This is a genomic window from Thiomonas sp. (genome assembly GCF_054608695.1).
In genome coordinates this window covers 1-23,466 of the sequence record NZ_JBTRXV010000049.1, presented here as the reverse complement: position 1 = coordinate 23,466, position 23,466 = coordinate 1, and the positions used below count along the sequence as shown (strand labels likewise).

The following is a 23,466-nucleotide window of genomic DNA, read 5'->3' as shown; positions in this document are numbered from 1 at the left end:
CCGGCTCATGCAGTCAGCAACAGGCGCTTGCCGAAATGGCGTTCCAGCACGCGCAGCGGCGCGATGTCGGGCACGAGCTGGTCGGCGACGTCGAGATAGAAGGTCTGCTCCATCATGTGCTGGCCGGCCATCACGGCGTGCAGCACCTGGTCGGAGAACACCACCCAGGTGGCGCCGGGCGCGAAGTCCACCGCGGCCTGCGGCGCCGAGCGCTGGTAGGCGGCATCGGACTTGGCGAGGTCGTGCAGTTGCAGCATGGCGTGGTCGTAAGCGCTGCGGCGCGATTTGGTGATGTGCAGCTTGTGCAGCAGCCAGGCCGTGCCGGGCGCGGCGGGGCGCAGGCGCGGGGCGAAGTGCGCGGCGAAATCGGCGAAGGGCTCGCCCACGCGCCAGACGCGCGGCTTGCCTGCGGCGTTGAGGTTGGTGAACACGCGCAGCAGGCGCACCCCTTGCGTGGGATTGGAGGGAAAGGCGTCGACATGCAGCCGGGTGTCGTCCTTGCGCCAGGAGCTTTCGCGGCCTTCGACGGCGAAGGGGCGCAGCGAGGCGTTGCCGGCGCGCAGCTTGCCGCGGTAGTGCGGGAACAGCCGGTCGACGAGCTGCTGCGCCTGCGCCGCGAAGCGCCGGATCATGGCCTGCAGCGCCGCCAGATCCTCGGCCGGGCCCTGGGCGCCGCGCAGCTCGTTCTGCCCGCGCAGGCTGATGTTCTTGGACTTGCCGTCACTCCAGGCCGGGTCGAGGAAGCGCGCCTCGCCGGGCTGCAGCGCGAAGGCGAGATGCGGGAAGTGCAGCACATGTCCGCCCTCGACCAGATGCTCGACGTGGCGCGTGGGTCCGGTGTCGTCCCAGGCGGAGTCGGGCAGGGTGCGCAGCGCATCGGCGGGGGCCGGGGTGGTCATGGCGTGTTTCCTTGCGGCGGTTGGGCCCGGCTCAGCGCACGCGCATGCCGGGCTGGGCGCCGGGGTGGGGGTCGAGCAGATAGAGACCGGGCTGGTTTTTTTCGTCGGCGCTGCTGGCAGCCAGCACCATGCCTTCGCTCAGGCCGAATTTCATCTTGCGCGGCGCGAGGTTGGCCACCATCACCGTGAGCCTGCCGACGAGGTCCTCGGGCCTGTAGGCGCTCTGGATGCCGGAGAACACGTTGCGCGTGCGCGGCTGGCCGTCGTCGCCGGTCTCGCCCACGTCGAGGGTCAGGCGCAGCAACTTGGTCGAGCCTTCCACGGCCTCGGCATGCACGATGCGGGCGATGCGCAAGTCGATCCTGGCGAAGTCGTCGATGCTGATGACGTCGTCTTGCACGATGGCGGCAGCGGGCATGGTCTTGCCGTTGGTGGCAGGGGCGGCTGGTGTTGCTGCCGTTGCGGGCGCGTCGACTTCGAACAGCTTGTCGAGCAGCTTGGGGTCGATGCGCTGCATCAGGTGCTGGTAGGGCGCGGCGTGCTCGGGCAAGGCGGCGGCGTCGGCCCAGAGGAAGTCGCGTTCCAGGCCGAAGAGTTCGCGCGCCACGCGGGCGGTGAGCGCCGGCAGCACCGGGCTCAGCATCACCGACAGCAACCAGAACCCCGCCAGCGCCCGCGAGCAGGCGTCCTGCAGTTCGGCGCGGCGGGCCTCGTTCTTGGCCAGCAGCCAGGGCTGGGCGGCGTCGAAGGCGGTGTTGATGCGGTCGGCGTAAGCCATGACTTCGCGCAGGGCGCGGGCGTATTCGCGCGCCTCGTAGGCGGCGGCGACGTCGTCGGCCAGAGCGCGGGCTGCATCGGCCATCTCGCCCGTTGCCCCGTGGTAGCCCAACCGGCCGTCGAAATACTGGCTGATGAATTTGGCGGCGCGGCTGGCGATGTTGACGTACTTGCCGATGAGGTCACTGTTCACCCGGGCGACGAAATCCTCCGGCGTGAAGTCCACGTCTTCCACCCGCGACGACAGCTTGGCCGCCAGGTAGTAGCGCAGCCATTCGGGGTTGAGGCCGATGTCGAGATACTTCAGCGGCGAAATGCCGGTGCCGCGGCTCTTGCTCATCTTCTCGCCGCCCACGGTGACGAAGCCGTGCACATTGATCTGGCTCGGTGTCTTGCGGCCCGAGAACTTGAGCATGGCCGGCCAGAACAGGGTGTGGAAGTAGACGATGTCCTTGCCGATGAAGTGCACCTGCTCCACCGCCGGGTCGGCCATGAACGCCTCGTAGCTTTGCGCCGTGCGCGAGGCGGCATGCCAGTGCCGTGCGGCCTGGCCCTTGTCGAAGTGGTTCTTCAGGCTGGCGAGGTAGCCGACGGGGGCATCGAGCCAGACGTAGAAATACTTGCCCGGCGCGTCGGGAATCTCGATGCCGAAGTAGGGCGCGTCGCGCGAAATGTCCCAGTCGGCCAGGCCGCCGTGGCCGTTCTCATCGACCGCGAACCATTCGCGCACCTTGTTCAGCACCTCGGTCTGCAAATGCGGCTGGCCGTGGGCGTTGCTGGCTTGCGTCCACTCGCGCAGAAAGTCGGCGCAGCGGTCGGACGAGAGCTGGAAGAAGTAATGCTCGCTCCTGCGCAGCTCGGGCGTGGCGCCCGACAACGTGGAATACGGGTTCTTGAGTTCGGTGGGGGCATACACCGCGCCGCACACCTCGCAGGCGTCGCCATACTGGTCGGCCGCGCCGCATTTGGGGCACTGCCCTTTGATGTAGCGGTCGGGCAGGAACATGCCCTTGACCGGGTCGTAGAACTGCTCGATGTCGCGCATCGCGATCAGCCCGCTCTTGCGCAGCGCGCGATAAACGTCCTGCGCCAGCTGGTGGTTCTCGGCACCATCGGTGTTGTGCCAGTTGTCGAAGCGGATGTGAAAGCCGTCGAGATATTGCTGGCGCCCGGCGGCGATGTCGGCGACGAACTGCTGCGGCGTCTTGCCCGCCTTTTCGGCGGCGATCATGATGGGCGCGCCGTGGGCGTCGTCGGCGCCGACGAAGTGCACCTCGTTGCCGCCCATGCGCTGAAAGCGCACCCAGGTGTCGGCCTGGATGTATTCCATGATGTGGCCGATGTGGAACGGCCCGTTGGCGTAGGGCAGGGCGGTGGTGACGAACAGGCGGCGCTTGGGGCTGGAATTCATGCGGCGGTGTGGCGGTGGGGCGCTCTGGATGGCGGCGCGGGGTGAAATTCGGGCGCTGGATTCGCGGCGGGCGGCGGGGGCCGGCCGCTTGGCAGGCAGGCTGGAATTGTAGGCAGCCGTCGGCCGCGCCGTGTGTAGGCGCTTGCAGGGAGAACTAGACTGCGCTCATTCCTCGTTTCGATCTCCAACCACCCACCATGCCCACGGAACAGCAGATTCTCGACGCCCTCGCCAACATCCCCGACCCCAACACCGCGCAGAGTCTGGTGGCGGCCAAGGCCATCAAAAATCTGCGCGTCGATGGCGGCGAGGTGTCCCTGGAGGTCCAGCTCGGCTACCCGGCGCAAAGCCAGCATGCCGAGCTGCGGCGCCAGGTGATTGCCGCCGTGCGCAGCGTGGCCGGCGTGGCCAACGTCTCGGTGCAGGTGGGCATGAAGGTCGCCGCCCATGCGGTGCAGCGCGGCGTGAAAACCCTGCCGGGGGTGAAGAACATCATCGCCGTGGCGTCGGGCAAGGGTGGCGTGGGCAAGAGCACCACGGCCGCCAATCTGGCGCTGGCGCTGGCCGCCGAGGGTGCCCGCGTCGGCCTGCTCGATGCCGACATCTACGGCCCCTCGCAGCAGATGATGATGGGCTTGTCGGGCCGCCCGGAAAGCAGCGACGGCCAGACCATGGAACCGCTGGAAAACTACGGCCTGCAGGTCATGTCCATCGGTCTGCTGATGGATGCCGACAGCCCGATGATCTGGCGCGGCCCGATGGCCACGCAGGCGCTGGAGCAACTGCTGCGCCAGACCCATTGGCAGGACCTCGACTACCTCATCGTCGACATGCCGCCCGGCACCGGCGACATCCAGCTCACCCTGAGCCAGCGCGTGCCGCTGACCGGCGCGGTCATCGTCACCACGCCGCAGGACATCGCCCTGCTCGACGCGCGCAAGGGCCTGAAGATGTTCGAGAAGGTGCAGGTGCCGGTGCTCGGCATCGTCGAGAACATGGCGGTGTACGTCTGCCCGAACTGCGGCCACAGCTCGCACATCTTTGGCGAAGGCGGCGGCGCGAAAATGGCGGGCGATTACGACGTGGACCTGCTCGGCAGCCTGCCGCTGGACCTGCGCATCCGCGAGCAGGCCGACAGCGGCCGCCCCAGCGTGGTGGCCGACCCCGAAGGCGCGGCGGCACTGGAATACAAGGCCATCGCCCGCAAGGTGGCGGTGAAAGTGGCGCAACGGGCGAAGGACTACTCCACCAAGTTCCCCACCATCACCATTTCCGAGACCTGAGCGGCGGCAGGGGGTCGCTGGCCCGGCGACTCTCCACGGGTTCGGCGTTTCGGCCACATGCCGATCTGCGGCGCGTTGGCGGACCGACTCGGACTGGTCAAAAGTCCGGCCTCGCGTTATTCTTGCGGGAAATTTAGAACGGTCGTTCGTTTTTTCGTGGGGTCCTCCCGCCGACCCGAACCGAGCGCCCGCACGCACGCACAAAAGGAGACAGCATGATGGATCGCCCCTGGCTTGCGCATTACCCCGCGGGTGTGCCCGCCGACATCGACCCCGGCGCCTACGGTTCGCTGGCGAAGCTGCTGGAGCACAGCTTTGCCGCAAACGCCGACCGGCCCGCATTCGCCTTCATGGGCAAGCGCACCAGCTATGCGCAGTGGGAGGCGTATTCCACGGCCTTTGCCGCCTGGCTGCAGACCCAGGGGCTGAAGCCGGGCGACCGCGTCGCGGTGATGATGCCCAATGTGCCGCAATACCCGGTGGCCGTGGCCGCCATCCTGCGCGCCGGCCTGGTGGTGGTCAACGTCAATCCGCTCTACACCCCGCGCGAACTGGAACACCAGTTGCGCGACAGCGGCGCGGTGGCCATGGTCATTCTGGAGAATTTCGTGCACACGCTGGAGCAGGTCGGCGACCGTGGCGCCTTGCGCCTGGTGGTCGTGGCCAGCATGGGCGAGATGCTGGGCTTCCCGCTTGGGCTCGTCGTCAACTATGTGGTGCGGCACAAGAAGAAGCTGGTGCCGCGTTGGAGCCTGCCCGGCCATGTGAAGTTCGGCAAGGCCCTGGCGGCAGGAGGCAGGCTGCACTTTGCGGCGCCGGCGATTCAGGCCGAAGACGTGGCCGTGCTGCAGTACACCGGCGGCACCACCGGGGTGTCCAAGGGGGCCGCGCTCACGCACCGCAATCTCATCGCCAATGTGTTGCAGTCGGTCGCCTGGAACCAGCCGGCGCTGCGCAAGCACCCGGGCCTGACCCAGATCAACACGGTCTGTGCGCTGCCGCTCTATCACATCTTCGCCTTCACGGTGGTGATGCTCCTCTCGGCGGAGCAGGGCGGCATGATGATCCTCATTCCCAATCCGCGCGATCTCCCCGGCACGCTGAAGGAGCTGGCGCGCTACGACATTCATTCCTTCCCGGCGGTCAACACCCTGTTCAACGCCCTGGTCCATCACCCGGACTTCGACAAGGTGAACTGGAAGCACCTGGTCACCTCGCTGGGCGGCGGCATGGCGGTGCAGGAAGCGGTGGCGCGCAAGTGGTTGGAGCGTACCGGCTGCGCCATCTGCGAGGGCTACGGCTTGTCCGAAACCTCGCCTTCGGTGTCCTGCAATCCGACCGACACCGATCGCTTCACCGGCACCATCGGCATGCCGATTCCATCCACGGAAATCATCATCCTCGACGACGACGGCAGGCCGCAGCCCTCTGGCCAGCCGGGCGAGATCGCGGTGCGCGGGCCTCAGGTCATGCGCGGCTACTGGGGGCGCGACGACGAAACCGCCAAGGCCTTCACCGCCGACAGTTTTTTCAAGACGGGCGATATCGGCATCATGAATGACGAGGGCTTCATCAAGATCGTCGACCGTAAGAAAGACATGATCCTGGTCTCCGGCTTCAACGTCTACCCCAACGAGGTGGAAGACGTGGCGGTGATGCATCCCGGCGTGCTGGAAGCCGCTGCGGTCGGCGTGCCGGATGAGAACTCCGGTGAAGCGGTGCGGCTGTTCATCGTCCGCAAAGATCCGGGCCTGACCGAAGATGCACTCAAGGCGTTCATGGCCGAGCGCCTCACCGGCTACAAGCGGCCCAAGACCATCGTGTTCCGCGACGAATTGCCCAAGACCCCGGTGGGGAAAATTCTGCGACGCGCCTTGCGCGACGAGGCGGTTCCGACGGCTTCCAAGGTGGCGCCTGCGCCAGCCCAGGCATCGGCCCCGGCGCACTGAAACCACGGCCAGCCCTCCAGGGGGTTGCGTCGGCGCAGGGACACTTTCGCTGACGCCGACCGGGCCGGCGCTTACGGCCCGCTGCGCGTGGCCTGCAACAAGGCGCAGGCGGCGTCCAGGTCCATCGCCGGCCACAGAGCCCACCCCTGCACCTGGCTGCAGCCGGCCCGCTCGATCCAGCGCAGATCGGCGGCATCTTTCACGCCTTCGGCGACTGCGTCCATGCCGAGAGACGCCGCCATCGCCAGGGTCGCGGTGACGACCGCCGCCTTGTAGCGGTCTTGCGCCACGCCGTGGGTGAAGGTGCGGTCGATCTTGAGTTGCGTCGCCGGCAGGCGGGTGATGTATTCCAGGTTGGAGAAGCCGACGCCGAAATCGTCCAGCGAAACGCGCACGCCCATGGCGCGTATGGTGTCGAGCGTGAGCAGGCAGTCGGGGCAGGACATGACCTGCTGGTTCTCGGTGATTTCGATGGTGAGCGCGGCGGGTTCGATGCCGGCCGCGGCAAGTTCGTCACGCAGGCATTCGACGCAGCCGCTTTTCAGCTGGGCGGGCGAGACATTCACCGACATGTGCCCGGTGTAGCCGCAGTCGTCGCGCAAGCGCCGCAGGGCTTGCAGGCTCAGGCGGATGATCAGAAAGCCGAAGGCGGAGATCAGCCCCAGATCCTGGATCATGGGAATGAATTCCGCCGGACCGATTTCCTCGCCATTGGGCCGCGTCCAGCGCGCCAGGGCCTCGAAGCCGACGACGCCGTAGCGCCGCTGCGCCGGCAGGTGTTCGGGTGCGTGCCGCTCCAGCCGGGCGATGGGCTGCAGCGCGATACGAAAGCTCTGCTGCTCGAGCGCCGCGTGCAGTTCGGCCTCCAGTTGGGTGCGCCGCTGCAGCTTGGCCAGGAGCTGCGGCGTGAAGGCCTGCACGCGGTTGCGCCCCTGGGTCTTGGCCTCGTGCAGGGCGGTATCGGCATGGCTGAGCAATTCGGCGATGGTGCGGCCATCGCGCGGGAACTGCGCCACGCCGACGCTCACCGTGGTGTGCAGGATGCGGCCGTCGAGGTCGTAGGGCCGCGCCAGGTCGGCGCGCAGGCGCTCGGCGAGGGCCTCGCTCGCGGGATCGTTCGCGGCAGCATCGACGTGGCGGGAATACACCAGGAACTCGTCGCCGCCGAAGCGGCCGATCAAGTCGCCCGTGCGGCGCGTAGCGTAGATGCGTTGCGCCGCCTCGGCCAGCACGCGGTCGCCCATGCTGTGGCCCAGGCTGTCGTTGATCTGCTTGAACTGGTCCAGATCGATGAACAGCAAGGCACCACCGACGACCGACGCAGGACCGGACGCGGCTTCGGTGGCGCCGTCTCGCTGCGGCACGCTGCGCGCGGTGCTTATGGTGCTTGTGGCGGCCTGCGTGCGACCCCGGACCTCCTGCAGCGCAGCTTCCAGCAGGCGCTCGAAGCCGGTGCGATTCGACAGGCCGGTGAGCGCATCGGTGTAGGCGGTGGAATAGAGCTTGTCTTCGGCTTCGCGCTGCTCGGTGATGTCGCTGGCCACGCCACGCCAGCCGCTCAACAGGCTTTGCGCATCCCGCACCGGCGCGCCGTTCAGGCGCCACCAGCGGGTGTTGGTGCCCGCGCTGCGAAAGGGCAGCACCAGATCGTGGAATGGAAGCTGGCGCTGCATCAGCGCGGCGAGCGCTTTCCATTGCGGCAGCGCGGCCAGCGCGGGGTTGAGGCTTTGCCACTGGCGCCCGAGCACGGCCTCGCGCACCTGCTGCACATGGCGGTTGCGCAGCGCGCTGGCGCTCAGGTTGGTGAAGCGGCCTTCGGCATCGAGCTCCCAGAACCAGTCGGACGACAGCTCGGCGAAGGTGCGAAAACGCAGCTCGCTGTCGCGCAGATCGTCCAGCGCCTTTTTGGTGGCGCTGATGTCCACACTGATGCCCATGAGTTCCAGCGGCTCGCCGCTTGCCGATCTGCGGCTCACCAGGCCCTGGCTGCGGGTCCAGATGGTGCTGCCGTCGGTGCGGCAGATCCGGGCTTCCACGCTGGGGCTGACCGGGCCGGATCGCATCACGGCCTGCAGGCCTTTGAGCACGCCATCGCGGTCGGTCTCGGGAACCAGCGCCAGCAGTTCGGCCAGGGTGAGATGGGCCGGCTCCTCGCGCAAGCTGGGGTTGGTCCAATTTTGTTCGCTGTGCAAAACACCCTGCTGCAGGTCCAGGGTCCAGAAGGTCGCGCCGGAGGCGTGGCGCAGCAGGCTGGCGCGATCCTGTTGCAGCTTGTTGGCGGAGCGGTCGAGTTCCAGGCAGTAAAAGCCCACCACCTGCGGCGGCAGGTCCGGTTCGCGCGATTCCCAGGCGGGTTGCAGACGCACTTCCATCCAGCGCGCTTCGCGCTCCTGCCTTTGCTCGCGGGCATACAGCACGGTTCTGCCAGCCAGGGCTTCCTGAACATGGGGGCTGATGATGGCCATGGCGTCGGCGTCCATCAGCGTGTCGAGCGGCATGCCGAGAATGTCCAGCACCGGCCGGCCCAGCCAGTTGGCGTAGGCGGCGTTGCATTGGCGCAGCCGGCAGTCGGCGTCGAAATAGGAGAACAGCGCGGGCAGCGCATCCAGCCACTGCGGCGTGAACTCGGGACCCACGGATGGACCGCTGTAACGGCCTCCTGCCTCGGCCACGCCGGATGCGGGCTGGTCGGGTCGCGAGGGGTCGATGGGCATGCCGGGACTATAGCCCAGCGCCGCCCCTGCGCCTACCGCCGCAACGCCTCGATTCGGGGGGTTTTTCAAGCCTTCTTGCCCTATGCTCGCGGCATGCAGAACACACCCGCAACGCTGACCGAGACTCCCCCCATTCCGGGCACGGCCTATGTCGTCGGCGGCGCCGTGCGCGACGCCCTGCTCGGCCTGCCGGCCGGAGACCGCGACTGGGTGGTGGTCGGTGCCACGCCGCAGCAAATGCTGGACGCCGGCTTCCTGCCGGTGGGGCGCGATTTCCCGGTGTTCCTGCATCCGCGCACGCATGACGAATACGCCCTGGCGCGCACCGAGCGCAAGACCGCGCCGGGTTACCGCGGCTTTTCCGTGCAGGCCGAACCCGGCGTCACGCTGGAAGACGACCTGCTGCGCCGCGACCTCACCATCAACGCCATGGCGCAGGACGCCGCCGGCGCCGTCATCGACCCCTACGGTGGTCAGCGCGACTTGCGCGACCAGGTGCTGCGCCATGTTTCCCCGGCATTCGCCGAAGACCCGGTGCGCATCCTGCGTCTGGCGCGTTTCGCCGCGCGCTTCGGCAGTTTCACGGTGGCGCCCGAAACCCTGGCGCTGATGCGCGGCATGGTGGCTGCCGGCGAGGTGGACGCGCTGGTGCCCGAGCGCGTCTGGCAGGAACTGGCGCGCGGGCTGATGGAAAGCCATCCCCGCCGCATGTTCGAGGTGCTGCGCGACTGCGGCGCCCTGGCGCGCATCCTGCCCGAGGTCGATGCCCTGTGGGGCGTGCCGCAGCGCGCCGACGACCACCCCGAGGTGGACTGCGGCGAACACCAGATGCTGGTGCTGCAGGCCGCAGCAGCGCTGCGTGCCGACCTGGCCACGCGCTGGGCCTGCCTGATGCACGATCTGGGCAAGGCCACCACCCCGGCCGGGGTGCTGCCCCGGCATATCGGCCACGAGGCGCGCAGCGTGGCGCTGGCGCGCGCGGTGGCGCAGCGCCTGCGGGTCCCTGCCGACTGCGCCGAGCTTGCCGCCGTGGTCGCAGCCGAGCACGGCAATATCCACAAATGCATGGAGTTCGGCGCCGAAGCGCTGCTGCGGCTGCTGGGCCGCTGCGACGCCGTGCGCCGGCCGGCGCGTTTCGCCCAGGCGCTGCTCGCCTGCGAGGCCGACCACCGTGGCCGTGGCGGCGAGTTTCCGCACCAGCCCTATCCCCAGCGCATGCGCCTGCAAGCCGCGCTGGACGCGGCGCTGGCGGTGGACGCCGGGGCCATTGCCCGGCGCGTGCAGCAAGCTGGCGGCAAGGCCACGGCCATCGCCCAGGCGCTGCAGGCGGCGCGGGAAGCGGCCATCGCCCGGCACCTCGGTGTTTGAACGCGGGCCGCGGCGTGGGAAACGCGATGGATGTTTCCCCAACCCGTGGCCGTCCGAACCCCTCCCCACCCCAACCCTTTCCACGCATGGGGAGGGGGCCGGAGCCTCCCTCGCCCTGTGGGAGAGGCTGGGGGGTGCTTCAGGCCTCAGGCTTCAGGCCAGCGCCGAGGGCGTTGCCGCGCGCCGCGGCGAGCTGCAGAAAATTGCGCAGCGTGACCGAGGGGTTGTCGCGTTTCCACGCCAGCAGAATGTCGCTGTGCGCACCGGCGTCGTCCAGGGCGACATGGCGCACATAGGGCATCTGCGTCCGTTGCATCGACTCCGCCACCAGCCCCACGCCCATGCCGGCCGCCACCAGGCTGATGAGGGTGGGCATCTCATGCACTTCCTGGGCGATGCGCGGGCTGAAGCCGGCCTTGAGGCAAAGCGCCAGGGTCTGCTCGCGCAGGCCCGAGCCCAGCGTGGAGCTGTAGAGAATGAAGGGCTCGTCGCGCAACTGGCGCAGCCTCAGGCTGGCGTTTCCGGCCAGCGGATGGCTGGTGTGCAGCGCCGCCAGCAAGGGCTCGCGCAGCAGCAGCCGGGTGTCCAGCGCGGCCAGCTCGGCGTGCTGTGTCGGGCGAATCAAGCCGACGTCCAGGCGCCGTGCCACCAAATCGTCGAGCTGGTCGCGCGAGGGCTGCTCGCGCAATTGCAATTCCACCTCGGGCCAGGCGGCGTGGAAGGCGTGCAGCAACTGTGGCATCACGGCCGAAAACGGCATGGAGCCGGCAAAGCCCACCGCCAGGCTGCCGCTCTCGCCCTGGCCGGCGCGGCGCGCCTGCTCCGCGGCGCGTTGCAACTGGTCGAGGATGCCCAGGGCCTGGGGCAGCAGCGCCTGCCCTGCGGCGGTGAGGCTGACGCCGCTGCGCCCGCGCTCGAACAGGCGCACGCCGAGTTCGGCCTCGAGCGCCTGAATCTGCTGCGACAGCGGCGGCTGGGAGAGATGCAGGCGCTGCGCAGCGCGGGTGAAATGGCGCTCTTCAGCCACGGCGATGAAGGCGCGCAGATGCCGGATTTCCATTCGAAGATCATATCAAAAACAACGAATATTCAATTTCACAGATTGAATGGCAAGGGCTAGTCTTGCAAACTCTGGCTTCACGACAAAAACATGAACTCAACAAGCCTTGCGACGACCGTTGTCGAGCCTCTGTCGATCGGTGCCCCCGAGCCCGCCATCGGCACGACGACCCCGCCAAGCCTCGATGCGCGGCCGGTGATCGACCGGATCGGCGCTGGCGCGCCGCGGCGTGCCGCAACGCCCGGCGCCGACGCTTCGGCCGCGCCCATGCCGGGCTGGCGCGCCCGCGTCGCGGTGGTGGCGGCCGGCATGTGCGCGTTTTTCACCATGTATGTCACGCAGGGCCTGCTGCCGACGTTGCAGGGCGTGTTCCATGCCAGCGTGGCCGAACTCAGCCTCACCATCACCTTCACCACCCTGGCGGTGGCGCTGGCCGCGCCGTTTTCCGGCAGCCTGTCGGACCGCTACGGGCGCAAGCCGGTGCTGCTGTTCTCACTGGCCGGGCTGAGCTTGACCACGGCCCTCGCCGCCACCGCCGGCAGCCTGCATGCCTTGCTCGCCTGGCGCCTGCTCGAAGGCTTGTTCATTCCCGGCGTGTTCACCGCCACCGTGGCCTACATCGGTGAGGAATGGCCGGCGCGCGCGGTGCCGGCGGTGACGGCGCTGTATATCTCGGGCTCGGTGGCCGGTGGCTTTCTCGGGCGCTTCATTGCCGGCATGGTCACGGCGCACTGGGACTGGCAGGCGGCCTTTGTCGTGCTGGGGGCGATCAACGCCATCTTCCTGCTGCTCATCGCCCGCGGCTTGCCGCCGTCGCGCCGCTTTCGCCCCAGTGCCAACCTGCGCGCCTCGCTCGCCGGACTGCGGCCACATGTGCGCAACCCGAAATTGCTGGGCACGTATGCCATCGGCTTCGGCATCCTGTTCTCGCAGGTGTGCACCTTCACGTATGTGAGCTTCCACCTCGCGGCTGCCCCGTACCGCCTGGACCTGCGGCAACTCAGCCTGCTGTTCACGGTGTATCTGGTGGGCATGCTGGTCACGCCGCTGGCCGGGCGGCTGGCCTGGCGTTTCGGCCAGCGCCGGGTGTTCGTCGCCGCCATGGCGATGTCCAGCATGGGCATGCTGCTCACCTTGCTGCCGACGCTGCCCGACATCGTGCTCGGCTTGACCATGAGTTCGGCCGGCGTGTTCGTCGCCCAGGCCATGGCCACCTCGCAGGTGCCCGTGCTGGCGCGCCAGGCGCGTTCATCGGCGGTGGGGCTGTACGTCATGTGCTACTACCTGGGCGGCAGCATCGGCGCCTTCGCCCCCAGCCTGGTCTGGGAGCAGGCGGGCTGGGCGGGCTGCGTCGCCGTGGTGCTGGTGATGCAAGGGCTCATTGCCCTGGCCGCGTGGACGGTGTGGCGCCCAGCGGCGGGAGATGCCGGGCGCAGCGCAACAGTGCAGGCGCCCGGCGGTTTGTGACGCCTGCGGCCTTGCCGCTGCCTGTGAACCCCGCGCCGGCTCAGGCCGTCTGCACCACGGCCTGCATCTCGACCTGCATCGCGGCTTCGGCGCGCAAGCTGTCGAGGTCGCGCCCCAGGCTGGCGACGGCCAGCAAGCGCTCGCCCTGGAAGTAGCGGCAGAGGTAGCTGCCGGAGGCCGGATCGCCTTCCTCCTCGACGCGGTCCCACTGCTGCGCGTGGCCAACGTAGTTGAGCGCCACCTCGCCGTGCTGGCTCCAGAAAAACGGCACGCTGCGGAAGGGTTCGGCGTAGCCCAGGAGATTGCGCGCGGCCTGCCGCCCCTGGGCCCGCGCCACGGCCCAGTGCTCGATGCGCAGGCGCCCGCCGCCAGCCGCGTCGGGCCAGTTGGCGACGTCGCCGGCGGCGTACACATCGGGCGCGCTGGTGGCGAGAAATGCATCGACCACGATGCCGTTGTCCAGCCGCAAGCCGGCCTGCTGCGCCAGCGCCACATCCGGCCGCACGCCGACGCCGAACACCACCAGATCGGCGCCCACCTGCGTGCCGTCGTCCAGTTCCACGGTGGCGGCGTGGATGGCCGCCGGTTTGCGCCCGAGGTGAAACACCGTGCCCATGGCGTCGTGCACGCTGCGCACATGGTCCGCCAGGCGCGGGCCGAACACGCGCGCCAGCGGCTGCGCCTCGGGGGCGACGACATGCACCTCCACGCCGCGTGCGCGCAGCGAGGCGGCGGCTTCCAGGCCGATGAAGCTGGCGCCCACCACCACCGCGCGCCGCGCCCCGGCTTCGATGCCGGCAATGATGGCGCGCACATCGGCCAGGGTGCGCAGGGTGTGCACATGGGAGCGGTCGGCGCCGGGCAGGGCGGGTTGCACCGGCTGCGCGCCGGTGGCCAGCAGCAGCGCGCCGTAGCCCAGGCTGCGGCCGTCGGCGCAGCTCAGGCGGTGCGCGGCGGTGTCGAGCGCGACGACGCGACGGCCGGTGAGCAGGGTGATGCCGCGCTCGCGCCAATAGCCCTCAGGGCGCAGCGGCAGCCAGTCGTCCGGCGCATGGCCGGCGAGGTAGTCCTTCGACAAATTGGGCCGGTCCAGCGGCGCGCTGGCCTCGGCGCCCAACAGGGTGACGGGCCCGGTGTAGCCGAACTCGCGCAGGCCGCTGGCCGCCGCTTCGCCCGCCGCACCCGCGCCGATGATGACGACCGACGCGGGGCTGCGCGGTGGCTTGGCCGCCGGCGCTGGCTGCAGCCGGCCGCGGGCGTAAGCCTTGCCACCATGCACCTCCACCGCCCAGCAGGCCAGCGGGCTCAAGCCCGGCGGCCCGAGCACGGCGCCGGTGCGCAGCGAAAAACAGGCATGGTGCCAGGGGCAGCGCACCGTCTCGCCCACCACCAGGCCCTCGGCCAGCGGCCCGCTGTAATGGCTGCAGGTGGCCGCCACCGCGTGCAGCGCATCGCCGCGCCGCACCAGCATCGCCGCCTGCCCATCCATCCGGCCGAGCAGGGGCTCGCCATCGCGCAAGGCGGTGAGTTCCACACCTTGCGACAAATCGGGGCCGGTCAGTTCGTGGTCGTCGCTCATGCTCGTCTCCTTGTTTTGTGGGTTGCTTCAAATACCAGTAGGGTGGGATTGAGAACGAAGATTTGCCGGCTTCGGGGATGAGGATGCGTTCAGGACCGATTGCACCGCACGGGTGAAGGCTTGCGGCTGTTCGAGCATCATCAAATGCCCAGTTTGGGGAAGGAGGGTGATGCTGGCGGCGTTTTGCAGCGCCCAATACGGCACATCCCAGCTTGCGCGCGAGCGTTCGCCAGCGAACAGGTGCACGGGGTGGCGCGCGAACACTTCGCGGACTTTCGGCAAGTAGTCTGCTGTCCCGGTTTCGGCGACGACGGACTGCGCCATCGCACGCACGGTCGAGGCGGGCTGTTGCGCCAGCCAGTGGATGCCGAGGGGCAGGGTGCGTGCATCGGCGGCAATACCGGCACCAGCCAGCCACGCCGCCGGGTCTGCGCGGAAAGCGCTGAGCATTTGTTCGGCCGCCGCAGCCGACATGAGCGCAACCGAGGACGACCAGAACGCATCTTTGAGCGTGAAGTTGCCTTCGACACTGACCACGGAACGCACCTGATCCGGCTGGGCATGCGCAAAGAGCGCCGCGATGGCGCCACCGATCGAATGCCCGACGAGATGCACCGGCTCGGCTCCAAACGCCTTGCGAATGGTTTCGCGCAAATAAGCGACCTGCGCTGGGATGTTGATGTCGCGCGGCGGTAAGCCACTCAGCGCGCCATAGCCCAGAAGGTCGGGCGCCAAGGCCCATCCAGGCGCGAAATCTCCCGTCACATCGGGGACTTGGAATGTACCCAAGAGGCCGTGAATCAAGACAGTGGGGTGTGATGGTTGTACCGACATGGTGGTTCCTCGCGTTCTCAGTCCACATTGCGTCAAGCCCTGCCTTTCGGACCTCACCAGTGGGGTGCGAATCGGCGCGTCCGGGCGACTTCGAGTCCAACCCTGCGCCACCGGACCCTCCCGGAGAGCAGGAACCGACGCTCGGCGCCGCGGCCTTATATCGTCTGGCATCTAACGGTATGAGAAGACTGTACTTCGGTTTGGCGTGATCCATCCCTAGGATGTTTGCAACCTTTGCCACAACGTTGCCATGCAGATCCAAGCCACCTTCTTCGGCCTCGCCGCGGGCGCCCTGATCGGCGCCACGGGGGTTGGCGCGGGCTCGTTGATGACGCCGTTGCTGCTCGGCGTGTTCCGGCTCGACCTGCCCGTGGCGATCGGCACCGATCTGTGGTTCGCCGCGCTCACCAAGCTGTCCGGGGCCGTGGCGCACCACCGCCATGGGCATGTGGATCGCCGCATTGCCGGGCTGATGCTCGCCGGCAGCCTGCCCGCGGCGCTCGCCACCCTCGTGGCGATGCATGCCTCGGGTGCGGACAAGGCCTGGTTCGGCGTGCTCAGCCTGGCCCTCGGCGCCGCCTTGCTGCTGACCGCCGCCGCGGTGATGTCACGCGGGTTCTGGCAGCGGCTGGCGCTGCGGCTCGAAGCGCGCTTGCCGCCGTCGCGCAAGCCGGGCTTGACCATCACCCTCGGTGCGGTGCTGGGGGTGCTGGTCACGCTGAGTTCGGTCGGTGCCGGTGCCATCGGCTCGCTCTGCATCCTCCTGCTTTATCCGCGTTTGACGGCGCGGCAACTGGTCGGCACCGACATCGCCCATGCCGTGCCGCTGACCCTGGTGGCGGGCATCGGCCATGCGGCGCTGGGCCATGTCGATTGGCCGCTGGTGCTGGCGCTGCTGCTGGGCTCGGTTCCAGGCATCTGGCTCGGCGCCCAACTCACCCGTTTTCTTCCCGAGCGCATGACCCGCGTGCTGCTCTCGGCCACGCTGGCGTTCGCCGGCTTCAAGATCATTGCCTGAGCGCCATGTACCAGTACACCGATTTCGACCGCCGCTTCATCCGCGCCCGCGCCGCCCAATACCGCGACCAGCTGGAACGCCATCTCGCCGGCAGCCTGGGCGGCGAGGAGTTCAAACCGCTGCGCCTGCAAAACGGCTGGTACATCCAGCGCCATGCGCCCATGCTGCGCGTAGCCATTCCCTACGGTGCGCTGGCGAGCCAGCAACTGCGCGCCCTGGCCGACATCGCCGAGGAGTACGACCGTGGCTACGGCCACTTCACCACGCGCCAGAACCTGCAGTACAACTGGATCGCCCTGGCCAACAGCGCCGACGTCATGGACCGCCTCGCCGCGGTGGACATGCACGGCATCCAGACCAGCGGCAACTGCGTGCGCAACATCAGCAGCGATGTGTTCGCCGGCACCGCGCCGGACGAAATCGTCGATCCGCGGCCGTTCTGCGAGATCCTGCGCCAGTGGAGCACCCTGCACCCCGAGTTCGCCTACCTGCCGCGCAAGTTCAAGATCGCCGTGAGCGGTGCGCGCGAAGACCGCGTCGCCGCCGGCTGGTACGACATCGGCCTGCAGGCGCTGAGCGACGACGACGGCCAGATCGGCTTTCGCGTGCAGGTGGGCGGCGGCATGGGGCGCACGCCGATGATCGGCGCCGTCATTCGCGACTTCCTGCCCTGGCAGCAGCTGCTGGTGTACGTCGAGGCCATCCTGCGCGTCTACAACAGCTATGGGCGGCGCGACAACATCTGGAAGGCGCGCATCAAGATGCTGGTGAAGGCCGAAGGCGCGCGCTTCACCGAGGCGGTCGAGCGCGAGTTCGCCGACATCCTGCAGCGCGATCCGGGCGGTGCCGCGCACCTCATCACCCTGCATGAATTCAACCGCGTGGCCTCGCAGTTTGCGCCGCCGCACGGTGTGCGGCCGGATGCGTCCGCTGCCCTTGCCACCGGGCACGCGCACGAGCCGGCGTACCTGCGTTGGCTGCAGCGCAACGTGCACACGCACCGTCTACCCGGCTTGCGCGCCGCGACCCTGTCGCTCAAGCGCGCGGGCCAAGCGCCGGGCGACGCCACGGCGCAGCAGATGCGCGCCGCCGCCGACCTCGCCGAGCGCTACAGCCACGGCGAACTGCGCGTGAGCCACGAGCAGAACCTGGTGCTGCCCTGGGTGAGCGCCGCCGCCCTGCATGCGCTGTGGCGGGATGCGCGGGAAGCCGGTTTCGCCACGCCCAACATCGGCCTGCTGACCGACATGATCGCCTGCCCCGGCGGCGATTTCTGCTCCCTGGCGAATGCCCGCTCCATTCCCATCGCGGCCGCCATCACCGAGCGCTACACCGACCTCGACGAGCTGTTCGACATCGGCGACATCGACCTCAACATCAGCGGCTGCATCAATTCCTGCGGCCATCACCACAGCGGCCACATCGGCATCCTCGGTGTCGACAAGGACGGTGCCGAGTGGTACCAGATCACCGTCGGCGGCGGCGATGGATCGGAGGTTGGTGGCGCAGCCTCGCCTGGCAAGATCATCGGCCCCTCGTTCGCGGCCGAGGAAGTGCCGGATGTGGTCGAGGCGCTGATCACCCTGTATCTGCGGCAGCGCCAAGCCGGCGAGCTGTTCGTGGCCTTCGCCCGCCGCGTCGGTGCGCAGCCGTTCAAGGCTGCGGCCGATGCCGTGCGCCGCGCGACCGCAACACAGGAACACCCCCAGGCCGCTGCCCCGCAGCAGTCCGCACCCGAAGGAGATGCGAAAACTCCGGGCGGCCGACCGGCTTCGCATGAGCGCCCCCAAGGTCGGCTCGCCGACCCGCCCCCCGTGGGGGTCAAGAAAACTTGGGGCGGCCCTGCGTTTCCTTGAGGAGCTCAGCGCATGAAATTCATCACTTCCGAAGACGGCGTCCGCGCCGCCACAGACCCGGCGCCGGGCGCGGGCGGACATCGCCTGTTCACGCGCGAGCAGTGGCAAACGGCCGCCACGACCTGGCCGATGCATGAGCCCGCCGGACTGGTGCTTCCCAACGACCTCGACGTGCGCACACTCGCCATCGATCTGTCGCGCTTCGCCAGCGTCGACCTGCAGTTCCCGAAATGGACCGATGGCCGCGCCTATACCCAGGCCCGGCTGTTGCGGGTGCGCCTGGGCTACCGCGGCGAGCTGCGCGCCACCGGCGATGTGCTGGTGGACATGGCGCTGCCGCTGGCGCGCACCGGGTTCGACACCGCGGTGCTGCGCCCCGGCCAGAGCCTGCAGGCCGCGCAGCGGGCACTGCGGTTTTTCGAGGGGCTGTTGCCCGAGCTCGACGACGCTCATGAGGAAACGCAGGGCAGCCCCAAGTTTTCTCACCCCCCACGGGGGGCGGGTCGGCGAGCCGACCTTGGGGGCGCTCATGAGGAAACGCAGGGCAGCCCCAAGTTTTCTCACCCCCCACGGGGGGCGGCCGCTGCAAAGCGGTGGCCTGGGGGCGCTCTCAAGGAAACGCAGGACCGCTCCCCAGTTTCCTTGACCCCCTCGGGGGGAGTCCGCTTGCGGACTGATGGGGGCGCTCCGACGCAACCGAGCCCGCATCCGCAGCCCGCCTACTACCAGGGCGACGTGCTCGATCCGCATCCGCTCTTTCTGAAACGGCCCCCGGGGCCGGCCAGCCGGCCCGCCCCCCGCAAGGGTGAAGCAAACCCGGGGTGGCCTGGCGTTGCCCTGGAAGCCGCCGCATGAACCGCGCCATCCCCATCGCTGCGCCGCCCGGCTCGGCGCCTGCCCTGTACGCCAAACCCAGTGCCGGCTTCGACCAGCGCGTGCAAGACGCGCTCGCCACGCTGCGCACGGCAGCACAGGAATTCGCCGGCCGCATCGTGCAGGCCACCAGCCTGGGCGCGGAGGACATGGTCCTGACCGACCTGATCGCGCGGCATGCGCTGCCCATCGCCATCGCCACGCTGGACACCGGCATGCTGCACGGCGAGACGCTGGAGCTGCTCGGCCGTGCGCAGCAGCACTACGGCCTGGAGATCGAAACCTGGCGTCCCGACGCGGTTGCGGCGCGCGACTTCGTCGCCCGTCATGGCCCGCGGGCCCAGGTTGCCAGCGTCGAATTGCGCCATGCCTGCTGCGCCTTGCGCAAGCTCGAACCCCTGTCCCGCATGCTGCAGGGCCGTGCGGCCTGGGTGACGGGACTGCGCCATGAACAATCGCCCGCACGCGGCCAGACCGCACGGCGCGAGAGTGACGCGCAAGGCCGCGCCAAGCTCAGCCCGCTGCTTGACTGGACGCAGGGCGACGTGTGGCACTACATCGCGCTGCACGCCGTGCCCTACAGCCCGCTGCACGACCAATTCTTTCCCAGCATCGGCTGCGCCCCATGCACCCGCGCCGTCGCGCTGGGCGAGGACATTCGTGCCGGGCGCTGGTGGTGGGAGCAGGAGGGGGCGAAGGAGTGCGGCTTGCATGTCGAGCAACGCCCCGTTGCCAGCGACCCACGCGGCGGGCCGCACGGAGTCGCTGCAGACGCCGTCGCGACAGAACCGATCGCCACACAACCCATCGCCACGGAACCGACCGGAGCCCACGCATGAACGCCCCCCTGGATCTCGAACGCCTGTTGCCGCAGATCGACCACCGTCATCTCGACGCCCTCGAAGAGGAGGCCATCTACATCCTGCGCGAAGTGGCCGGTGGCTTCGAGCGCCCGGCCTTGCTGTTCTCGGGCGGCAAGGACTCCTGCGTCGTGCTGCGCCTGGCGGAGAAGGCGTTCAAGCAGCGGCAGGCCAGCGGGGCTTACGCCGGCCGGCTGCCGTTTGCCTTGCTGCATGTCGATACCGGGCACAACTTTCCCGAGGTCATCGCCTTCCGCGACGCCCTCGTCAAAGCCTCGGGCGACGCGCTGATCGTCGCGCACCTGGACGACTCCATCCGCCGCGGCACGGTGCGCCTGGGCCATGCGCTGGAATCGCGCAACCCGCACCAGAGCGTGGCCCTGCTCGAAGCCATCGAGCAGCACCGCTTCGACTGCCTCATCGGCGGCGCGCGGCGCGACGAGGAGAAAGCGCGCGCCAAGGAACGCATCTTCAGCCACCGCGACCACTTCGGCCAGTGGCAGCCCAAGGAGCAGCGCCCCGAGCTGTGGTCGCTGTTCAACACGCGCTTGCGCCCGGGCGAGCATTTCCGCGCCTTCCCCATCAGCAACTGGACCGAGCTGGACGTGTGGCTGTACATCGCCCGCGAGAACATCGCCCTGCCCAAGCTGTACTACAGCCATCCGCGCCGGGTGCTGCGCCGCAAGGGTCTGCTGGTGCCGCTGACCGCCGTGACGCCGCCGCAGCCTGGCGAGGCGGTGGAGACGGTCCAGGTGCGGTTTCGCACCGTGGGCGACATGACCTGCACCTGCCCGGTGGAAAGCGCGGCGGCCAGCGCGACGGAAGTCGTCGCCGAGACCCTGACCGCGACCCTGAGCGAGCGCGGCGCCACGCGCATGGACGACCGCACCTCCGACGCTTCGATGGAGCGGCGCAAGAAGGAAGGCTATTTCTGATGAACACGCACAACGACGCCAGCAGCGAACACCGCCACAAAGCGCTGCGCTTTCTCACCGCCGGCAGCGTGGACGACGGCAAGAGCACGCTGATCGGCCGCCTGCTGCTCGACAGCCGCGCCATCCTGGCCGACCAGCTCGATGCCCTGCAACGCCGGGCCGCGGGTGGCAGCATCGACCTGTCCCAACTCACCGACGGGCTGGAGGCCGAACGCGAGCAGGGCATCACCATCGACGTGGCCTACCGCTACTTCGCCACGCCGCGGCGCAAGTTCATCATCGCCGACGCCCCGGGGCACGAGCAGTACACGCGCAATATGGTGACGGCCGCCGCCGGCAGCGATGCCGCGGTGGTGCTGATCGACATCACCAAGCTCGACTGGCGCGCCGCGCCCCTGCGCCTGCTGCCGCAAACCCGGCGCCACACCTTGCTGGCGCGCCTGCTGCGCCTGCCGTCCATCGTGTTCGCCGTGAACAAGCTCGACGCCGTGGACGATGCCGAGGCTGCGTTCGCGGCGGTGCGCGATGCGCTGCTGGACTTCGCCGCCGAGGCCGGCATCGCGCCCGCCGGCATCGTGCCGGTGTCGGCGCTGCGTGGCGACAACATCGCCATCGCCTCGACGTCCTGGCCTTGGTATGCCGGGCCGACCCTGTTGCAATGGCTCGAAGCCCTGCCCGCCGCCGAGGAGCCGCAGACCGGCGCCCTGTTGCTGCCGGTGCAATACGTGGCGCGCGAAGGCGACGGCCTGGGCCACCAGCCGCGCACGGTCTGGGGCCGCATCGCCAGGGGCCAGGTCCAGTCCGGCGACAAGATCCGCATCCACCCCAGCGGCGAGAGCGCCGAGGTCGTCGCGGTGCGGCGTGCGGGAGTCGCCGTCGATGGCTGCGCCGCGGGCCAGTCGGCCGGACTGGTGCTCGACCGCCAGGTGGACGTGTCGCGCGGTGACTGGGTCACGGGCTTGGAGCCGGTGCAGGCGGGTGAATCGGCCGTCATGCTCCAGGAAACGCAGCACCACCAGCCGCCAGAGTCGGCCGCGACTCCCCAGGCCGAAGTTTCCTCGGCCCCATCGCGGACTTCCCGGGGCACGCAGGAGTTCGGCGCCACCCTGGCCTGGCTGGATACCGAGCCTGCGGCCATCGGCCGCAAGTACTGGCTGCGCCACGGCCACCGCTGGGTGGCCGGGCGCATCACGGCCATCTCCAGCCGCCTGGACATCCACACCCTGACGGACGTCGATGCGCAGACGCTTGCGGTCAACGACATCGGCCGCGTGCGCCTGCGGGTGCAGTCGCCGCTGCCGCTGGAGATCTACGCCGACAACCGCGTGGCCGGGGCGATGATCGTCGTCGATCCCGCCACCCACCGCACCAGCGGCGCGCTGATGGTCGAGGCGCTGGCATGACGCGCGCCACGCCGCGAGCACGCGGAGCGCATTGATGGGTCGCATCGCCTTCATCGGTGCCGGCCCGGGCGCTGCCGATCTGATCACCCTGCGCGGTGCCCGCCTGCTGGGCCAGGCCGACGTGGTCTTGAGCGACGCCCTGGTCGATCCGGCCCTGCGCGACCTGGCGCCGCAGGCGAGGTGGATCGACGTCGGCAAGCGCGGCTTTCGCGGTGGCGCGACGCAAGCCATGATCAACGCCCTGCTGCTGCGCCATGGTCGGGCGCAGGCCCTGGTGGTGCGGCTCAAAGGCGGCGACCCCAGCATCTTCGGCCGGCTGGAGGAAGAGTTGCAGGTTGCCGCCGCCGCCGGCCTGCAGGCCGAGGTCGTGCCCGGAGTCACCGCCGCGCTGGCCGCGGCGGCCGATACGCGGCTGCCGCTCACGAGGCGCGGGCATGGACGCAGCATCAGCCTGAGCACGGCCATGACCTCTGAGCGCCCCCAGGCCGCCGCTGTGCCGCGGCCGTCCCCCGAGGGGAATGAGCATGGACCAGCGAACAGGCCTGTGCCCGTTCGCGCGCCATGCGAATGGCCTCGACGCATGCTCTGCGCCGAGCCTCCCGGGAAAACTTGGGGCGGCCCGGCGCTTTCTCATGACGGCACGGCACCCGCCAGCCGCAGCGCCGACACCGAAGTGTTCTACATGGCCGGGCGGCAACTCGCCACCTTGGCGCGCCGGCTCATGGCGGCCGGCTGGCCGGCCGCGACGCCGACCAGCGTCGTGTCGCGCGCGGGCTGCGCCGACAGCCTGCACAGCGCCCACCTGCTGGCCGAACTCGGACAGGCGGCGATGCTGCACCAGGGCCGTCCCACGGTGGTCATCGTCGGCGCCGGCGCCAGCCATCCGGACCCGCTGGGTCCATGCGGCGCGGCGCGGCCTGCAGCTCAAACCGAACCCCACCAACCCCACACCAACCCACTTCGAAACGACTGACACCATGGACATGCATGTCGACCCGGCGATTGCGCATCTCAGCCAACAGCACACCAACCACGACGCCAACCACCGCACCCCTCCCATCGAGACCGACGCCGTCATCATTGGTGCCGGCCCGGTGGGCCTGTTCCAGGTGTTCGAGCTGGGGCTGCTGGAGATCAAGGCCCATGTCATCGACAGCCTGCCCCGCCTGGGCGGCCAGTG

17 protein-coding genes and 1 pseudogene are annotated in these 23,466 nt (G+C 69.1%); 12 read left to right on the top strand and 6 right to left on the bottom strand.

What is annotated here, in order from left to right; translation table 11 throughout:
• Window positions 1-5 precede the first annotated feature (5 nt).
• Window positions 6-899: a Kdo hydroxylase family protein gene (locus ACYCUK_RS15150; RefSeq protein ID WP_461595540.1), complete on the bottom strand. Its 894-nt coding sequence runs from the start codon at window positions 897-899 to the stop codon at window positions 6-8.
• A 31-nt stretch (window positions 900-930) separates the two neighbouring features.
• Window positions 931-3,087: a methionine--tRNA ligase gene (metG, locus tag ACYCUK_RS15145; RefSeq protein WP_461595539.1), complete on the bottom strand. Its 2,157-nt coding sequence runs from the start codon at window positions 3,085-3,087 to the stop codon at window positions 931-933.
• A gap of 197 nt (window positions 3,088-3,284) precedes the next feature.
• Here metG and apbC point away from each other — a divergent pair, with 197 nt between their 5' ends.
• A complete protein-coding gene (apbC, locus tag ACYCUK_RS15140; protein WP_461595538.1) occupies window positions 3,285-4,370 on the top strand; it encodes an iron-sulfur cluster carrier protein ApbC in 1,086 nt (361 codons plus the stop codon).
• 215 nt (window positions 4,371-4,585) lie between these two features.
• A complete protein-coding gene (locus ACYCUK_RS15135; protein WP_461595537.1) occupies window positions 4,586-6,319 on the top strand; it encodes a long-chain-fatty-acid--CoA ligase in 1,734 nt (577 codons plus the stop codon).
• A 71-nt stretch (window positions 6,320-6,390) separates the two neighbouring features.
• Here the strand turns inward: ACYCUK_RS15135 and ACYCUK_RS15130 are convergent, their stop codons facing one another.
• Window positions 6,391-9,102, bottom strand: a complete 2,712-nt coding sequence (locus ACYCUK_RS15130; protein ID WP_461595536.1) for an EAL domain-containing protein — start codon at window positions 9,100-9,102, stop codon at window positions 6,391-6,393.
• 24 nt (window positions 9,103-9,126) lie between these two features.
• On the opposite strand from ACYCUK_RS15130, the gene ACYCUK_RS15125 reads away from it, so the two are divergent.
• Entirely contained in the window at window positions 9,127-10,401 is a 1,275-nt protein-coding gene (locus ACYCUK_RS15125; RefSeq protein ID WP_461595535.1) for a multifunctional CCA addition/repair protein, read from the top strand.
• 139 nt (window positions 10,402-10,540) lie between these two features.
• Here ACYCUK_RS15125 and ACYCUK_RS15120 read toward each other — a convergent pair whose 3' ends face one another.
• Window positions 10,541-11,461 carry a LysR family transcriptional regulator gene (locus tag ACYCUK_RS15120; RefSeq protein ID WP_461595534.1) on the bottom strand — a complete coding sequence of 307 codons (921 nt, stop codon included), beginning with the start codon at window positions 11,459-11,461 and terminating at the stop codon, window positions 10,541-10,543.
• 90 nt (window positions 11,462-11,551) lie between these two features.
• On the opposite strand from ACYCUK_RS15120, the gene ACYCUK_RS15115 reads away from it, so the two are divergent.
• Window positions 11,552-12,928, top strand: coding sequence for an MFS transporter (locus ACYCUK_RS15115; RefSeq protein ID WP_461595533.1), 1,377 nt, complete (start codon window positions 11,552-11,554; stop codon window positions 12,926-12,928).
• Window positions 12,929-12,968: 40 nt separating this feature from the next.
• Here ACYCUK_RS15115 and ACYCUK_RS15110 read toward each other — a convergent pair whose 3' ends face one another.
• The gene (locus ACYCUK_RS15110) at window positions 12,969-14,507 is read right to left on the bottom strand and encodes an FAD-dependent oxidoreductase (protein WP_461595532.1); all 1,539 of its coding nucleotides are present in this window, start codon (window positions 14,505-14,507) and stop codon (window positions 12,969-12,971) included.
• Window positions 14,508-14,534: 27 nt separating this feature from the next.
• Entirely contained in the window at window positions 14,535-15,341 is an 807-nt protein-coding gene (locus tag ACYCUK_RS15105; protein WP_461595531.1) for an alpha/beta fold hydrolase, read from the bottom strand.
• A gap of 250 nt (window positions 15,342-15,591) precedes the next feature.
• On the opposite strand from ACYCUK_RS15105, the gene ACYCUK_RS15100 reads away from it, so the two are divergent.
• The 8 genes and pseudogenes from ACYCUK_RS15100 to ACYCUK_RS15065 form a co-directional block, all read left to right on the top strand.
• Entirely contained in the window at window positions 15,592-16,359 is a 768-nt protein-coding gene (locus ACYCUK_RS15100; protein WP_461595530.1) for a sulfite exporter TauE/SafE family protein, read from the top strand.
• Between the two features lie 5 nt (window positions 16,360-16,364).
• Window positions 16,365-18,215, top strand: a complete 1,851-nt coding sequence (locus tag ACYCUK_RS15095) for a nitrite/sulfite reductase (RefSeq protein WP_461595529.1) — start codon at window positions 16,365-16,367, stop codon at window positions 18,213-18,215.
• A 12-nt stretch (window positions 18,216-18,227) separates the two neighbouring features.
• The gene (locus ACYCUK_RS15090) at window positions 18,228-19,070 is read left to right on the top strand and encodes a DUF934 domain-containing protein (protein WP_461595528.1); all 843 of its coding nucleotides are present in this window, start codon (window positions 18,228-18,230) and stop codon (window positions 19,068-19,070) included.
• Entirely contained in the window at window positions 19,067-19,927 is an 861-nt protein-coding gene (locus tag ACYCUK_RS15085) for a phosphoadenylyl-sulfate reductase (protein ID WP_461595527.1), read from the top strand. Before ACYCUK_RS15090 ends, ACYCUK_RS15085 begins: the two co-directional genes overlap by 4 nt.
• Complete coding sequence (gene cysD / locus ACYCUK_RS15080) at window positions 19,924-20,883, top strand: sulfate adenylyltransferase subunit CysD (protein ID WP_461595526.1); 960 nt, start codon at window positions 19,924-19,926, stop codon at window positions 20,881-20,883. The genes ACYCUK_RS15085 and cysD overlap by 4 nt, the downstream gene beginning before the upstream one ends.
• Window positions 20,883-22,286 (top strand): sulfate adenylyltransferase subunit 1, encoded by a 1,404-nt coding sequence (locus ACYCUK_RS15075; RefSeq protein WP_461595525.1) that lies wholly within the window; start codon window positions 20,883-20,885, stop codon window positions 22,284-22,286. The genes cysD and ACYCUK_RS15075 overlap by 1 nt, the downstream gene beginning before the upstream one ends.
• Before the next feature lie 34 nt (window positions 22,287-22,320).
• A complete protein-coding gene (locus tag ACYCUK_RS15070; protein ID WP_461595524.1) occupies window positions 22,321-23,259 on the top strand; it encodes an SAM-dependent methyltransferase in 939 nt (312 codons plus the stop codon).
• A gap of 4 nt (window positions 23,260-23,263) precedes the next feature.
• Window positions 23,264-23,466 (top strand): annotated as a pseudogene (locus ACYCUK_RS15065) (ferredoxin--NADP(+) reductase); the annotation flags it as partial.

Excerpts from the sequence above, each read along its gene's own strand:
- ACYCUK_RS15150 (WP_461595540.1), bottom strand. The coding sequence starts at position 899 with ATGACCACCCCGGCCCCCGCCGATGCGCTGCGCACCCTGCCCGACTCC.
- metG (WP_461595539.1), bottom strand. The coding sequence starts at position 3,087 with ATGAATTCCAGCCCCAAGCGCCGCCTGTTCGTCACCACCGCCCTGCCC.
- apbC (WP_461595538.1), top strand. The coding sequence starts at position 3,285 with ATGCCCACGGAACAGCAGATTCTCGACGCCCTCGCCAACATCCCCGAC.
- ACYCUK_RS15135 (WP_461595537.1), top strand. The coding sequence starts at position 4,586 with ATGATGGATCGCCCCTGGCTTGCGCATTACCCCGCGGGTGTGCCCGCC.
- ACYCUK_RS15125 (WP_461595535.1), top strand. The coding sequence starts at position 9,127 with ATGCAGAACACACCCGCAACGCTGACCGAGACTCCCCCCATTCCGGGC.
- ACYCUK_RS15120 (WP_461595534.1), bottom strand. The coding sequence starts at position 11,461 with ATGGAAATCCGGCATCTGCGCGCCTTCATCGCCGTGGCTGAAGAGCGC.
- ACYCUK_RS15115 (WP_461595533.1), top strand. The coding sequence starts at position 11,552 with ATGAACTCAACAAGCCTTGCGACGACCGTTGTCGAGCCTCTGTCGATC.
- ACYCUK_RS15110 (WP_461595532.1), bottom strand. The coding sequence starts at position 14,507 with ATGAGCGACGACCACGAACTGACCGGCCCCGATTTGTCGCAAGGTGTG.
- ACYCUK_RS15105 (WP_461595531.1), bottom strand. The coding sequence starts at position 15,341 with ATGTCGGTACAACCATCACACCCCACTGTCTTGATTCACGGCCTCTTG.
- ACYCUK_RS15100 (WP_461595530.1), top strand. The coding sequence starts at position 15,592 with ATGCAGATCCAAGCCACCTTCTTCGGCCTCGCCGCGGGCGCCCTGATC.
- ACYCUK_RS15095 (WP_461595529.1), top strand. The coding sequence starts at position 16,365 with ATGTACCAGTACACCGATTTCGACCGCCGCTTCATCCGCGCCCGCGCC.
- ACYCUK_RS15090 (WP_461595528.1), top strand. The coding sequence starts at position 18,228 with ATGAAATTCATCACTTCCGAAGACGGCGTCCGCGCCGCCACAGACCCG.
- ACYCUK_RS15085 (WP_461595527.1), top strand. The coding sequence starts at position 19,067 with ATGAACCGCGCCATCCCCATCGCTGCGCCGCCCGGCTCGGCGCCTGCC.
- cysD (WP_461595526.1), top strand. The coding sequence starts at position 19,924 with ATGAACGCCCCCCTGGATCTCGAACGCCTGTTGCCGCAGATCGACCAC.
- ACYCUK_RS15075 (WP_461595525.1), top strand. The coding sequence starts at position 20,883 with ATGAACACGCACAACGACGCCAGCAGCGAACACCGCCACAAAGCGCTG.
- ACYCUK_RS15070 (WP_461595524.1), top strand. The coding sequence starts at position 22,321 with ATGGGTCGCATCGCCTTCATCGGTGCCGGCCCGGGCGCTGCCGATCTG.